This is a genomic window from Comamonas sp. JNW (assembly GCF_003105075.1).
GTDB lineage: Bacteria > Pseudomonadota > Gammaproteobacteria > Burkholderiales > Burkholderiaceae_C > Comamonas > Comamonas squillarum.
In genome coordinates, this window is record NZ_QETI01000004.1 from 1 (window position 1) to 14,762 (window position 14,762).

The 14,762-nt window shown below is 65.0% G+C and carries 10 protein-coding genes; 6 read left to right on the forward strand and 4 right to left on the reverse strand.

Translation table 11 applies throughout. The features are described 5' to 3' along the window. Positions 1–508, reverse strand: a 508-nt coding sequence (locus DCO45_RS07610) for a zinc ribbon domain-containing protein (protein ID WP_133248090.1), incomplete at its 3' end; no start/stop codon positions are given. Between the two features lie 287 nt (positions 509–795). On the opposite strand from DCO45_RS07610, the gene DCO45_RS07615 reads away from it, so the two are divergent. From DCO45_RS07615 to DCO45_RS07625, 3 genes are all read left to right on the forward strand, one after another. Beyond that, entirely contained in the window at positions 796–2,088 is a 1,293-nt protein-coding gene (locus DCO45_RS07615; protein ID WP_116925290.1) for a solute carrier family 23 protein, read from the forward strand. 236 nt (positions 2,089–2,324) lie between these two features. After that, positions 2,325–3,845 (forward strand): acetyl-CoA hydrolase/transferase family protein, encoded by a 1,521-nt coding sequence (locus DCO45_RS07620; protein WP_116925291.1) that lies wholly within the window; start codon positions 2,325–2,327, stop codon positions 3,843–3,845. Between the two features lie 231 nt (positions 3,846–4,076). Beyond that, positions 4,077–5,378: an MFS transporter gene (locus DCO45_RS07625; protein WP_116925292.1), complete on the forward strand. Its 1,302-nt coding sequence runs from the start codon at positions 4,077–4,079 to the stop codon at positions 5,376–5,378. 81 nt (positions 5,379–5,459) lie between these two features. On the opposite strand, the gene DCO45_RS07630 is transcribed toward DCO45_RS07625, so the two are convergent. Together DCO45_RS07630 and DCO45_RS07635 are read right to left on the reverse strand one after the other, a co-directional pair. Continuing rightward, entirely contained in the window at positions 5,460–6,440 is a 981-nt protein-coding gene (locus tag DCO45_RS07630) for a YihY/virulence factor BrkB family protein (RefSeq protein WP_116925293.1), read from the reverse strand. A 102-nt stretch (positions 6,441–6,542) separates the two neighbouring features. Further along, complete coding sequence (locus DCO45_RS07635) at positions 6,543–8,396, reverse strand: NAD(P)/FAD-dependent oxidoreductase (protein ID WP_116925294.1); 1,854 nt, start codon at positions 8,394–8,396, stop codon at positions 6,543–6,545. 280 nt (positions 8,397–8,676) lie between these two features. Here DCO45_RS07635 and DCO45_RS07640 point away from each other — a divergent pair, with 280 nt between their 5' ends. Both DCO45_RS07640 and DCO45_RS07645 read left to right on the forward strand, forming a co-directional pair. After that, positions 8,677–10,641: a sigma-54-dependent Fis family transcriptional regulator gene (locus tag DCO45_RS07640; RefSeq protein WP_116925295.1), complete on the forward strand. Its 1,965-nt coding sequence runs from the start codon at positions 8,677–8,679 to the stop codon at positions 10,639–10,641. Positions 10,642–10,759: 118 nt separating this feature from the next. Further along, positions 10,760–11,020 (forward strand): hypothetical protein, encoded by a 261-nt coding sequence (locus tag DCO45_RS07645; protein ID WP_116925296.1) that lies wholly within the window; start codon positions 10,760–10,762, stop codon positions 11,018–11,020. A gap of 193 nt (positions 11,021–11,213) precedes the next feature. On the opposite strand, the gene DCO45_RS07650 is transcribed toward DCO45_RS07645, so the two are convergent. Beyond that, complete coding sequence (locus DCO45_RS07650; RefSeq protein WP_116925509.1) at positions 11,214–12,050, reverse strand: aminoglycoside phosphotransferase family protein; 837 nt, start codon at positions 12,048–12,050, stop codon at positions 11,214–11,216. A 300-nt stretch (positions 12,051–12,350) separates the two neighbouring features. Between DCO45_RS07650 and DCO45_RS07655 the strand changes: the two genes are divergently transcribed. Next, positions 12,351–14,753, forward strand: a complete 2,403-nt coding sequence (locus DCO45_RS07655; protein ID WP_116925297.1) for a glucose/quinate/shikimate family membrane-bound PQQ-dependent dehydrogenase — start codon at positions 12,351–12,353, stop codon at positions 14,751–14,753. Positions 14,754–14,762 lie beyond the last annotated feature (9 nt).

Genomic DNA, 14,762 nt, shown 5'->3' on the forward strand with positions numbered 1-14,762 from the left:
GCCGCAGAGGGGGGTCCGCTGCGACGGGAGGGGCACGCTTGGCAGCGGCATCGGTCTCCCACAAGGGCACCTCGGGCTCGCGCAACGCGGGCGCCGGCACGGCCGCTGCCGGGCTCGCCGCCGCGCCGCCAATCACCATCGCAGCGCTGGTCTGGATGCGCTCGCCGGGCGGCAAGCTGGAGGGCGGCAGGGAGCTGTCCTGCACATTGCCAAAGACCAGAATGGCCTTTTCTTCGGCCACGCTCAGCGGCGCGTCCCAGTAGGGAGCCGTGTCCTCAAAACCAGGCGCCTCTTCAAACCGGCATCCGCATTGCTTGCAAAACAGCGCCTGGCCCTTGCACAGCGCGCCGCAATCGGGGCAGGTGGCGTAGGCGGCCACCGGCGCAGCCGGCGCACTGCGGGGGCTGGCTACGGCCTCGGGCGCCGCTGCGCTCTGCACCTTGCAGCCGCATTTTCGACAGAATTTAGCGCTGGCGGCCAATGCCTCGCCACATTGCACACAGTTCATGGAAACCCTCTCTCCCGAAACAGGCCGGTTGCTGCAGGCAACCAGCCGTATTTGTTCTCAATGTCATTGTGATTATCTATCGCATTCACCCAACAATCCAGTGCTACCGCACCACAGCCTTGCGCCGACCCGGGCATGCGGGGCCTTGCAGTCCCCGCTCTGGCGCTGGTTAGAGAGTTTCCCTCTCTCTACAAGGCTTGCCAAATTCACTATGATGCAGCACCTTTTCTCTCGCTCGCCTGCAACTGCCCCTCCCGGAGCAGCCCTGCCTGCGGCCTGCCAAAACCATGTCTGATTCCTTCCTTCCCCGCTGGCGCGAAGTGCGCCCGGGTGCTGATGATGTTGTCGCGCCCGATGAGCGCCTGCCCTGGCCACAAACCTCGATCATGGGGGTGCAGCATGTCATCGCCATGTTTGGCTCGACCATTTTGGCGCCCATTCTGATGGGTTTTGATCCCAATGTCGCCATTTTGATGAGTGGCGTCGGCACTTTGATCTTCTTTTTGATCACCGGCGGGCGCGTGCCCAGCTACCTGGGATCGAGCTTTGCGTTCATCGGCGTGGTGATTGCCGCCACCGGCTACGCCGGCTCCGGGCCCAATGCCAACATCGGCATGGCGCTGGGCGGCATCATCGCCTGTGGCCTGCTCTACACCTTGATCGGTTTTATCGTGCAGGCGGTGGGCACGGGCTGGATCGAGCGCTTCATGCCACCGGTGGTGACGGGCGCGATCGTCGCCGTGATCGGCCTGAACCTGGCCACGGTTCCCGTCAAGAACATGGCCAGCAACAACTTCGAGAGCTGGATGCAGGCGATGACCTTTGTCTGCGTTGGCATGGTGGCCGTGCTCACCCGGGGCATGGTGCAGCGCCTGCTGATCCTGGTGGGCCTGATTGCCGCAGCTGTCCTCTACGCCCTCCTGACCAATGGCATGGGCCTGGGCAAGCCGGTGGATCTGTCGGGCCTGGCCACGGCCGCCTGGATTGGCATGCCCAATTTCTCGGCACCCCAGTTCAGCCCCCAGGCGATGGTGCTGATCGCCCCGATCGTGATCATCCTCGTGGCCGAGAACCTGGGCCACATCAAGGCCGTGACAGCCATGACCGGCCGCAACCTGGACCAGTACATGGGCCGGGCCTTCATCGGTGACGGCGTGGCCACGATGGTCAGCGGCGGCGTGGGCGGCACGGGCGTGACCACCTATGCAGAAAACATCGGCGTGATGGCGGCCACCCGCATCTACTCCACCGCGGTGTTCATGGTCGCTGGCCTCATCGCGCTGCTGCTGGGCTTCTCGCCCAAGTTCGGCGCGCTGATCCAGGCCATTCCACTGCCCGTCATGGGCGGCGTATCCATCGTGGTGTTCGGCCTGATTGCAGTGGCCGGCGCCAAGATCTGGGTGGAAAACAAGGTGGATTTCTCGCAGAACAAGAACCTGATCGTTGCGGCGATCACCTTGATCATCGGCACCGGTGACTTCACCCTGAAGTTCGGCAGCTTTGCGCTGGGCGGCATCGGGACCGCGACCTTTGGCGCGATCATCCTCTACCAGCTGCTCAACCGCAGCGACAAGCGCTGAGCGGCACGCCAACGCATCCCCAAGCCCGGTTGTCCCGGGCTTTTTTATGCGCTAAATTGTTGCAGTGCAACAATAAATTGCGAGCGCAGTAGCACTTATCCACAATCGGGTATTCCCGGATCCTCAATGGTTTCGGGTGCAACGACTGCTAAGATTTGCCCGCCTCGCAGCCCGGCCATTGCCGCCGGGCAGCATCTGTAGACAATAACGAAAACACCTTCCTGGAGTCTCCCCCCATGTCGTTGAATGACCGTGTGCGCTGCAGCGCGCTGCACTCCCGCATCATGTCCGCCGCCGACGCGGCCGCGCTGATCCCTGCTGGCGCCAATGTGGGCATGAGCGGCTTCACCGGCGCAGGCTACCCCAAGGCCCTGCCCCAGGCCATCGCAGCCCATGCCAAGTCCGAGCATGCCGCCGGCCGGCCCTACAAGATCAATGTCTGGACGGGCGCCTCCACCGCTGCCGAATGCGACGGCGTGCTGGCCGAGGCCGCTGCCATCGGCCAGCGCCTGCCCTTCAACACCGACCCGATCGCGCGCAAGTCCATCAATGCCGGGGACATCGACTTCATCGACATGCACCTGTCCCACGTCGCCCAGCATGCCTGGTTCGGCTTTCTGGGCCACATGCATGTGGCGGTGGTCGAAGTACTGGGCATCACCGCCGATGGCCTGCTGATCCCGTCGACTGCCGTTGGCAACAACAAGACCTGGCTGGAGATTGCCGACAAGGTGATCCTGGAGGTGAACACCAAGCCTCCCGCCAAGATGGAAGGCATGCACGACATCTACTACGGCACCGCCATCCCGCCGCGCCGCGTGCCCATCCGCATGACCCACGCCGATGACCGCATTGGCGAGGGCTACCTGAAGGTGGACCTGGACAAGGTGGTCGCCGTCGTCGAGACCCACAAGGGTGACCGCGACAATGTGTTTGCCGCCCCGGACGCCAACTCCAACACCATTGCCGCCTCCATCATCGACTTTCTCTCGCACGAGATGAAGATGGGGCGCCTGCCCCAGGAGATGCTGCCCATCCAGTCGGGCGTGGGCAATGTGGCCAATGCCGTGCTGGCCGGCCTGCTCACCGGCCCCTTCGACAACCTGCTGGGCTTTACCGAGGTGCTGCAGGACGGCATGCTGGACCTGCTGCGCACGGGCAAGATGGCGCGCGCCTCGGCCACCTCCATCTCGCTGTCGGCAGCTGCCTACCGCGATTTCGAGGAGAACATCGACTTCTACCGCGAACGCATCATCCTGCGCCCGCAGGAGATCTCCAACCACCCAGAGCTGGTGCGCCGCCTGGGCGTGATCGCGATGAACTCGATGATCGAGGCTGACATCTACGGCAACATCAACTCCACCCATGTGATGGGCTCGAGCATGATGAACGGCATTGGCGGCAGCGGCGACTTTGCGCGCAACGGCTACCTGTCCTTCTTCGTCACGCCCTCGGTGGCCAAGAACGGCCATATCTCCTGCATCGTGCCGATGTGCTCGCATGTGGACCATACCGAGCACGACACGCAGATCATCGTCACCGAGCAGGGCCTGGCCGACCTGCGCGGCCTCTCGCCCAGGCAGCGCGCCAAGCTTATCATCGAGCGCTGCGCGCACCCGGACTTCCGCCCCATGCTGCAGGACTATGTGGACCGCGCGATGCACCAGTCGGCCGGCCTGCACACGCCCCACATCCTGACCGAGGCGCTGTCCTGGCACCAGCGTTACCTCGATACCGGCTCGATGAAGACCGCCTGATTCCGGACCCTGACCCCGTTTCCATGCCCCGGCAGCTGCGCTGCGCGGGGCTTTTTTGCATCTGTCTCCGACGCAATAGCGGCGGCGCGCGCTGCGGCGCACAATAGCGGCGATCCATGGCATCAGCTATGTAAAAAGCCGCAGAAGCCTTTGATAAAGCTGAACATACAGCTATCAAAAGCGAAGCACCTTAGCCACCCGTCCTACCCATAACAGCATCGGAGACCAAATATGGACACCCTGGAACAGCGCACCATCTCCAAGATCAGCTGGCGGCTCTTGCCGCTGCTGATGGTCTGCTACTTCATCGCCTACCTCGACCGCGTCAATATCGGCTTTGCCGGGGCCAGCATGTCCAAGGACCTGGGGTTCTCGGCAGCGGTCTTTGGCAGCGCGGCCGGTATCTTCTTTCTGTCGTACTTTCTCTGTGAAGTGCCCAGCAACCTGGCGCTGGAGAAGTTTGGCGCGCGCAAATGGATTGCCCGCATCATGTTCAGCTGGGGCGTGCTGTCGGCCGCGCAGGCCTGGGTCGGCGGCGCCACCAGCTTCAACATCGTGCGCTTTTTGCTGGGGATTGCCGAGGCGGGCTTTTTCCCCGGCGTGATCTTCTACATCACCTTGTGGTTCCCGGCCGCCTACCGGGCGCGCATTGTGGGCTGGTTCATGTTTGCCATCCCCATCTCCACAGTGATCGGCGCGCCCATCTCCGGCTTTATCCTCGACATGGACGGCATGGGCGGCATGCACGGCTGGCAGTGGCTGTTCATCCTCGAAGCGCTGCCCGCGATCTTCCTGACCTTTGTCGTGCTGTTCTACCTGCCCGATGGCCCGCAGGATGCCAAGTGGCTGAGCGACGAAGAGCGCGCCTGGCTGGCCCAGACCCTGACGGCCGAGCGCCAGAACCGCGAATCCATCCACAAGATCTCCTGGAAGCAGACCCTGCTCAACCCCAAGGTGATCGCGCTGGGCTTTGTCTACATGGGCATCACCGTGCCGCTCTACGGCCTGGGCTTTTTCCTGCCGCAGATCATCAAGGGCTTTGGTGGCCTGTCCAATGTGCAGGTGGGCTTTATCAACGCCTTCCCCTACCTGGTCGGCGCGATCGCGATGATCTTCTGGACGCGCGGCTCCGACCGCATGAAGGAGCGCAAATGGTTTGTGCTGATTCCGCTGGCCTGCATCGTCGCCGGCCTGCTGATCGCCGCCAACACCGCCGCACCGGTGCCCAAGATGGCGGCGGTGACCCTGGCTGCCTTTGGCATCTTCAGCGCGCTGCCCACCTTCTGGACCCTGCCCACCGCCTTTTTGAGCGGCACCGCAGCCGCTGCGGGCATCGCCTGGATCAACTCCATCGGCAACCTGGGCGGCTACATCGGCCCCACGATCTTCGGCACCTTGAAGGACAAGATGGGCAACGATGTCTACGCCGTCATGTTCCTGGCATCGCTGGCGGTCGTCGCGTTTGCACTGGTGTTCTTCATGCGCCATGACACCCGCGCCGAAGGCTTTGATGTGAAGGCCCAGGCCCACTAAGGAGCGGCTAAGCCCTCCTCCCAAAAAACAATGCGCCCTCGGGCGCATTGTTGTTGCTGCGTAGAGACTTTGAAAAGGTTCTTAGATCTGGAAATCCACGGTAGCGGCCTGCCCGGCCGTTGGCCGCAGGCGCGTGCTGTCCTCCTCGGCCCCGCCTCCCCCTTTGCCATGCAGCGCAATGTCAGCACTGTTCAGTGCGCGCGCGCAGCTGGCGGCAAACAGCAAAATAGCCGACGAGAAATAGATCCACATCAGCAGCACCACCAGCGAGCCGGCCGCGCCATAGGCCGAGACCACGGCAGCGGTGGACAGATACCAGGCCAGCACCTGCTTGCCGATGGTGAAGAGGAAGGCGCCAATGGCCGCGCCGGCAATCAGAAAACGCAGCCGGGGCTTAGTGCCGGTGCCGATACGCATCATGCCGACGAACAAGGTGACGGTGATCAGGAAGGACACGGTCTCGTTGATGACGCCCAGCAGCATGCCGGGGGCCTCGATATGCAACACGGCGCCGGCCCAGCGCGTGGTCATGCTCAGCATCGTGGTGAGGACCAGCGATATCAGCATCAAAAAGCCCAGCACCAGGATATAGCCCAGGCCGCGCACACGCTGCACCAGCGAGTACCACCAGGGCGTGCCGCTCTTGTCGACTTTTTCGCCATGGTTCCACAGGCGCTCGAGCGAGGTCTGCAGCTCCACAAACACCCCGGTCGCGCCCGACAGCAGCATCACAAAACCAATCGCCGAGGCGATCAGGCCTTGCGACTTGGTCTGCGCGCTCGACAGCGCACCGCGCACCACATCGGCCACTTGCGATCCCATGATGTCTTCGACCTGGTGGATCAGGTTGCTCTCGATGTAGGAGCGATCGAGCCACCAGCCCAGCACCCCCACCAAGAGCAGCAGCAGCGGCGCCAGGCTCAGCATGCCGTAGAACGACATGGCCGCGCTCATGCGCAGACCATCGGCCGCCAGCCATTGCTCGGCCGCATGGTAGAAGGGGCGGAAAGGATTGAGCTTGCGTTGCACCCGCTGGGCGAGCGTCGAGTCTTGTGTCACCATCGCCCGATTCTGGCATCGATGGGCGGCCCGCCGGTGTCAGCCATCGGCCATAGCTGGCACCAGGTGCCAATTCCTGACATTCTGCGAACCGCCCAGGCACCCTCAGCGCAGATGGTGCACCGGCTGCAGGCCATAGACCGGGGTGGCCAGCCCTTCCTGCCGCGCCTTGAGTTGCAGCGCCAGGTACAGCGAATAGTGGCGCGACTGGTGCAGGTTGCCGCCGTGGAACCACAGCTGCGGCTGCTGGGTGGGCTTCCACATATTGCGCTGCTCGCCCTCCCATGGGCCCGGGTCCTTGGTCGTGTCCGATCCCAGGCCCCAGACCTTGCCCACCTTGTCGGCCACCTCCTGGCTGATGAGCTCGGCCACCCAGCCATTCATCGAGCCGTAGCCGGTGGCATAGACCACCAGATCGGCGGGCAGCTCGGTGCCATCGCTCAGCACCACGGCGTTCTCGGTCAGGTGGCTGATGCCCTTGTTCTCGCCCGCCTGCAGCTTGATGCTGCCGTCGATCACCAGGTCGCAGGCGCCCACATCGATGTAGTAGCCCGAGGCGCGGCGCAGGTACTTCATAAAGAGGCCCGAATCGTCATCACCAAAGTCCAGCATGAAGCCCGCCGCTTCGAGCTGGCGGTAGAACTCGGCATCGCGCTCGCGGATGCGGTCATACAGCGGCACCTGGAAGTCGGCCATGATGCGGTAGGGCAGCGAGGCAAAGACCAGATCCGCCTTCTTCGTGGTCATGCCGCTGGCCACCGCGCGCTCCGAGTACAGATCGCCCAGGCCAATGTCCATCAGCGAATCGGAGCGCACGATATGCGTGGACGAGCGCTGCACCATGGTCACATCGGCGCCATGCTCCCAGAGCGCCGCGCAGATGTCGTGGGCCGAGTTGTTGGCGCCGATCACCACCACCTTCTTGCCGGCATAGGCCTCGGGCCCGGAATGCTGCGACGAGTGCTGCTGCTCGCCCCGGAAGCGCTCCTGGCCTTCGATGCGGGGGATGTTGGCCTTGCCCGACATACCGGTGGCAAACACCAGCTGTTGGGGGCGCAGCACCATCTGGCGGCCCTCGCGCTCCACCGTCACTTCCCACTCCTGGGCCGCCTCGTCATAGCGCGCGCCCAGGCATTGGGTGGACGACCAGTAGTTCACCTCCATCACGCGGGTGTACATCTCCAGCCAGTCGCCAATCTTGTCCTTGGGCGCAAACACCGGCCAGTGCTCGGGAAAGGGGATGTAGGGGAGGTGGTCGTACCAGACCGGGTCGTGCAGGCACAGTGATTTGTAGCGGTTGCGCCATTGGTCGCCCGGGCGCGGCTGCCGGTCGATGACGATGTGCGACACGCCCAGCTGGCGCAGCCGCGCGCCCAGCGCAATACCGCCCTGGCCGCCGCCAATCACCAGCACATAGGGCTGGCGGCTCTCGCCCAGGGTCTCGGCCTCTTCCTGCTGGCGGTCCAGCCAGGTCTTGCGGCCCCGGCGTATGCCGTGCTCGGCCCCCATCGGCCGGCGCAGGCCTTGCGCCTCTTCAAAGCCCTTGAGCTCCTGGATCGTGGTCAGCAAGGTCCAGATGCGCCCATCGCGAATACGCAGGTGGCCCAGGCCCCGCGCATGGCGCGCATCCACCACCAGCCAGGCGCTCAGCACGCCATCAGCCTCGATGACCTCCTCCTTCGGATCGAGCTGCAGCACCAGGGGCGCGGCGGCGTCGAGCTGCGCGGCCAGCATGTCGGCCACCTGCGCCGGGCCCTCGCAGGTCTTGAGGTTCCAGGTCAGCAGCACTAGGTCGCGCCAGAAGCAGTCTTGGGCAAACAGCTGGCTGGCGGCCGCAAAATCGCGGGCGGCCAGCGCCTGGTTGAGCTGGTCCAGCAGGGCCTGGGCGCGGGCGGTGGGGGTGCCGGCCTCAGCGGGCCTGGCATCCGGGGTGGGGTTGGCGGTGGTAGCGGTTGTCATGGCTTGTCTCCTTTTTTTGGGATATCGCAGCGGCTGAGCGGCCGCAGCTGGGCTGTTTTTGCAAGCCCCATGCCAAGCGGCCATGCTGCACTGCAACCTCCTTGCACCAGGGGCGCGCATTGCGGGTTTGCCAGCAGCGGGCTGGCAGCGGCACTGCCGCAGCCGATGCAACACCTGTTGCATGCGCCCTTTTGCACTGCAGCATGTGTTGCGGGTTAGCCTGATTGGCAGCACCTGCGGGCGGGCACAGAATCAGCCCGGTGATTGCAGGAGACCCGCCATGCCCATCCACAGCTATACCGCCCATGTCCAGGAGCTCGAAGCCTTTGGCATGGGCTACCCGCTGCAGGGGGAGGCACGCGACCGGGCCGTGCTGGGCAGCTGGCGCCGCTGCATCGACCAGCACCGGCTCGACCCCTGCCGCACCAGCGAAGCCCATATCGTGCCCGCCGGCCAGCTGCGCGCCCACCGCGAAGAGTCCGAGCCGCTGATCCGCATTGCCCGCAGCGGGCTCGAGCGCCTCTACCAACAGCTCAAGGGCCTGGACTATGTGCTGCTGCTGGCCGACCGCCATGGCGTGGCGGTGGATTTTCTGGGCCATGACAGCGACGCCAGCGACCTGCGCGGCGCCGGCCTCTACTTGGGCGCGCAGTGGCGCGAGGATGTGGCAGGCACCTCGGCCGTCGGCACCTGCCTGGCGACCGGCGAGGCGCTGACGGTGCACCAGAGCGACCATTTCGACTTCACCCACACGCGCCTGTCGTGCACCGCCGCGCCCATCTACGACCTGCAAGGCCAGCTCGCTGCGGTGCTGGATCTGTCCTTGCTGCGCTCGCCCGCCGCCCGCGCCAGCCAGCAGATGGCGCTGCACCTGGTCACCGCTGCCGTGCGCCGCGTGGAGCTGGCCAACCTGATGGCCCAATCGGGTAGCGACTGGGTGCTGCGCCTGGCGCAGTCGCCCGATTTTCTCGATGTCGATGCTGACGCCGCCCTCAGCATCGATGCGCGCGGCCGCATCCGCGCGATGACCCATGCCGCCAGCCGCATGCTGGCCGCCATTGCCGGGCTGAACTGGCGCCAGCACCCGTTGCTGACAGGCCAGCCCCTGGGCCGCTTTTTTGACACCGACCTGCAGGCACTGCCGCAGCTGATGCGCAACCGCCCGGCGCAAGAGCGCATCCTGCGCGCACGCGACGGCAGCATCTGGTTTGCCCATGCGCTGCCGCCTCAGCCGCGCAGCAGCGCGCAGCCCATCCCGCGCCCCACATTGCCAGCGCCGCTGCAGGCGCTGAACACCGGCGATACGGCCATGGGCCAGGTGCTGCACAAGGCCGCGCGGCTGGCGCCACAGGACCTGCCGGTGCTGCTGCAGGGCGAGACCGGCAGCGGCAAGGAGTTTCTGGCCCGCGCGCTGCATGCGGCCAGCGGCCGCAGCGGTGCCTTTGTCGCCATCAACTGCGCCGCCATCCCCGAGGCGCTGCTCGAGAGCGAGCTGTTTGGCTACCTGCCCGGCACCTGGACGGGAGGCGCGCACAAAGGCCGCACCGGGCTGATCGAGGCCGCCCACCAGGGCAGCCTCTTTCTCGACGAAATCGGCGACATGCCGCTGGCTCTGCAGGCCAAGCTGCTGCGCGTGCTGTCCGAGTCGGAGATCACGCCCTTGGGCGCGCGTGCGCCGCGCAAGGTCGATATACGCGTCATCTCCGCATCGCACCGGCCGCTGGCCGAGCTGGCCCAAAGCGGCCAGTTCCGCGCCGACCTGCTCTACCGCCTGAACGCCGCCGAGCTGCCGCTGCCCGCCTTGCGCGAGCGCAGCGATCTGCTGGCCCTGGCCGCGCACATGCTCGCCGTCATGGGCTGCAGCCTGCGCCTGAGCGAGGCCGCACAAGCCGCCCTGCGCGCCCACCACTGGCCCGGCAATCTGCGCGAGCTGCACAATGCGCTGCGCTATGCCGCTGCGCTGGCCGAGCAGCAGATCGACCTGGAGCACCTGCCCGATGCGCTGCAGCGCAGCCCCGCTGTGGCGCAGGGGCGGGACACGGTCAGCGATGGCGCATTGGCAGATACCGCGTTGGATGGCCCTGCCTTGCGCAACGCCACGCTGGAGCAAGTCCTGGCCCAGTGCCAGGGCAATGTCTCCGAAGCCGCCCGCCTGCTGGGCGTGAACCGCTCCACCATCCACCGCCGCATCCAGCGCCAGCAGCTCAGCCGGGTGTTTGCCAGGCAGGAGGGAGAGCGGCCTTAGGCCACTGTTCACAGTCTCCTCGCGCCCCGCACGCAACACGCAAGAGCCCCGCTAAAGCAACGGCCTGCGCCGCCTCGGTTAGGCTGGTGCCACCACCCCCTTGCCGCATTGCCTGCCCATGCCCCGATACCGCTTTAATGTCTTTGGCCGCATCCTTGATCTGGAACCCGTCAGCACCGGCTGGCGCTGCTATGCCGTCGGGCAGGACGGCAAGCGCGCACCCGTGCAATTGGCCGTCCCCGCCGATCTGCCCGCCAGCGAGCTGACCCAGTACCTCTACGACATCTACCATGAGATGGCGACGGGCAGCAGGGGCGATGTGACGGAGATAGGGGTGACGGGTGCGGGGGATGCGTCGAGGAACGCAGGCACTCCCTGAGCGGGTGTGTACGCAGCCACCAGGGATAGGGCTGGCATTCTGGTTGGCATTCGGGCGGTGCCTGAGGAGATAGCCTGCCACCCCACACCATCACGGCGCTTGCCTGGACAGCTGCGCAGCATCTTCAGCACCTGCAGCGATGCCGCTGCGGTGAGGCGGGAGCTGCCAGCCCTAAGAACCTGTTCAAAGAGCCTCAGGCCAAGGCCTGGCGAGCGAGATGCGCCACGGCCAACTCCTGGTGGGCCTGGCTGTGCGATCCGTCCTCCAAAAACCAGGCAGCAGATAAAGCGGCGTGGGCCATCACCCACCGCAGCAGGCGCTGGCGCTCCAGTCCCGCCACATCGACAATGACCGCCAACTGGCGCGCAAAGCGCAGCGGGTCGGTGCAGCTTGGCAGATCCGGGTTGCACAGCACATTCACATAGTCGTAATAGCGTTCACCGCTGACGCGCTTGGGGTCTATCGCCAGCCATCCGCGCTGCCCGAAATCGAGAATATTGCGGTGGTGCGCATCGCCATGCAGCACGACCTGCTCACGCTGATCATGCAACAGCTCCTGGGCGACCATGGCGCAGTCGGCCATCAGCCCCCCTTCACGCTGCGCCATCGGCGCCAGCGACCTGAAAAAGTCCGCCAGCGGCAGCAGATGTTCCGGGGGGTCCGATGCGCGGTGGGAATGCAGCTGGGCCAGGGTGTGGCAGATACAGGCCGTCGCCGCATCATCCTCGCCTGCCAAAGCCATGCGCAGCAAATCCTGGGAGCCCATGGCGCGCTCCATCAGCAGCGCGCCTGACGCGGGATCAGAGGCATAGACCCGCGCCGCGCCATGGCCACCCCACCATTGCAGCACCTGGCCGCCAATGCGCTCGTCAGCATCTCGCGTCACCTTGATCATTGCCGGCAGGCCCTCTGGCGACCCGCGCAGGCTCACCGGCAGAAGATCACTGGTCGCCGTGACCACGGGCTTGCCAGCAGCCCGTACACCCCAGCGCTGGAGGTAGACATTGAAGGGTTCGAGGTCGGAGGACATGCACCGCATTGTCGTAGACGTGCATGCGCCTGCCTGGAAATCCTGGCGCACCACCATGGGCGGGCGCAGATGGCTGCTGCGCAAATCAAAAGCAAGACGCCGCCCATTGGGGTGCCCGGGCTTTTCCGCTGCTGCGCGGAAAACACCGCATTTGGCTGACAGACACTGCCATCGTCTGGTGCTGCAATAGTTGCCGACTCATCCAATTCAGCGGCCCAGAGACTAGAACGTTTAGCGACTGCTCCAATGGGTAGAAGTCTTCCGTTCAACCTTGGGCCCGATGGCCTGAAAGTGGAAGCAATGACGCAATCGCATGGCAAACCCATCGCTAGAAACTTCACCGTAGCGATCCTGGTCCTGGTGACCCTGTTTTTAGTAGGGGGCGGGGGATGGTTGATCGCTCTGGGGGGCTCGGCCTACTACCTGGTGGCAGGCCTGGTGATGGTCGTCATCACCTGGTGGTATGCGCGCGACCGCGCCGCTAGCCTGTGGCTGTATGCGGTGCTGCTGCTTGCCACCATCGCATGGGGCATCTGGGAGTCGGGGACCGATTTCTGGGCGCTGACGCCGCGACTGGATATCTGGTTTGTGCTGGGCCTGTGGCTGGTGCTGCCCTGGGCGAGCCGGCGGCTGAGCCAAAGCACGGGCGCGAAATCGCTGCTCTCGCTGGGCCTTGTGGCGGTGCTTGCCGTGCTGGGCATGAGCTGGTTCAACGATCCGCAAGAGGTCAATGGCAGCCTGGCGCGCGCGCCGTCGGCGCAGAAAACACCGGTGGCCGGCGTGGCCGATGCTGACTGGCCGGCCTATGGGCGCACCCAGGCCGGTGTGCGCTACTCGCCGCTGGCGCAGATCAACGATGGCAATGTGAGCAAGCTCCAGCTGGCCTGGAAGTACCAGACGGGCGACTTCAAGGGCGATGACGACTCGGGCGAAACCACGGCGGAGCTGACCCCTATCAAGGTGGGCAACCGCATGTTCATCTGCACGACCCACCAGTTCCTCGATGCGCTGGACCCCGCAACCGGCAAGCGCCTCTGGCGTTTTGATCCGCAGCTCAAAGCCGACCGCACCTTCCAGCATCTGACCTGCCGAGGCGTGTCGTACTACGACAGCGCCAACGTCGAGGGCAACAGCGCCAGCGTGCAAAAGAACCTGACCCAGGCCTCTGCCGAGTGCCCCCGCAAAGTCATTCTGCCGGTCAACGATGGGCGCCTGTTCGCGGTGAACCCGGACACCGGCAAGCCCTGCAGCGACTTTGGCAACCAGGGCCAGGTCGACCTGCAGGCCAATATGCCGTTCCCCTACCGTGGCGGCTACAACCCCACCTCGCCCCCGGTAGTGACGGGCTCGACGATCGTGATTGGCGGCTCCATCACCGACAACCTGTCCAACGCAGAGCCCTCGGGCGTGATCCGGGGCTATGACGTCAATACCGGTGCGCTGCGCTGGGTGTTTGACACCGGCGCCGAGGACCCGAACCAGATGCCGGGCGAGAAAGGCGAGTTTGTGCACAACTCCCCCAATGCCTGGGCACCGCTGGCCTATGACGCCAAGACCGACATCGTCTACGTGCCGACCGGCGTGGGAACGCCCGATATCTGGGGCGGCGACCGCACCGAATTGAAAGAGCGCTATGCCAATTCGATGCTGGCCCTGGATGCCAGCACCGGCAAGCTGGTCTGGAACTTCCAGACCACCCACCATGACCTCTGGGACATGGATGTGCCCTCGCAGCCTTCGCTGGTCGACCTCAAGCGCCCCGATGGCACAACGGTGCCTGCCATTTATGTGCTGACCAAGACCGGACAGCTGTTCGTTCTTGATCGGCGCAGTGGCGAAGCCATCCTGCCGGTGACCGAAAAGCCGGTGCCGCAAAGCGTCAAGCGTGGCCCACAAACCAAGGGCGAGCATTATTCGCCGACGCAGCCCTTCTCGACATTGAACATGGGCCCGCACGAGAACCTGACGGACAAGAACATGTGGGGCGCCACCATGTTCGACCAGCTGATGTGCCGGGTGATCTTCCACCGCCTGAACTACGAGGGCATCTACACGCCACCGTCGGAAAACGGCACCTTGGTGTTCCCGGGCAACCTCGGCATATTCGAATGGGGCGGCATGTCGGTGGACACCGACCGCCAGGTCGCGTTCATGAATCCCTTGGGTCTGCCCTTTGTCTCGCGGCTGATCCCTGCAGACCCGAACCGCCCACGCACCGAAAAAGGCGCCGGCACCGAGCAAGGCGTGCAGCCCATGTACGGCACGCCGTATGGGGTGGAGCTCAATGCCTTCCTGTCACCGCTGGGTCTGCCTTGCAAGGAGCCCGCATGGATGACCGTCGCTGGTGTGGATCTCGCCACCCATGAGGTCGTGTGGAGAAAGCGCGTGGGCACCATCCGCGACAGCCTCCCCCATCTGATGCAGCTGCCGCCCATCAAGGCCGGTGTACCCGGCCTGGGCGGCCTGATCTCCACCGGCGGCAATCTGATGTTCATTGGCGCGACGCAGGACAACTACCTGCGCGCATTCAACGCCAGCAATGGCGATCTGCTCTGGCAGGCACGCCTGCCAGCGGGCGGCCAGGCCACCCCCATGACCTACGACATCGGCGGCAAGCAGTATGTGGTCATCATGGCCGGCGGGCATGGCTCGTTCGGCACCAAGATGGGCGACTCGCTGATGGCCTATGCGCTGCCGGATTGATGGGCAGAC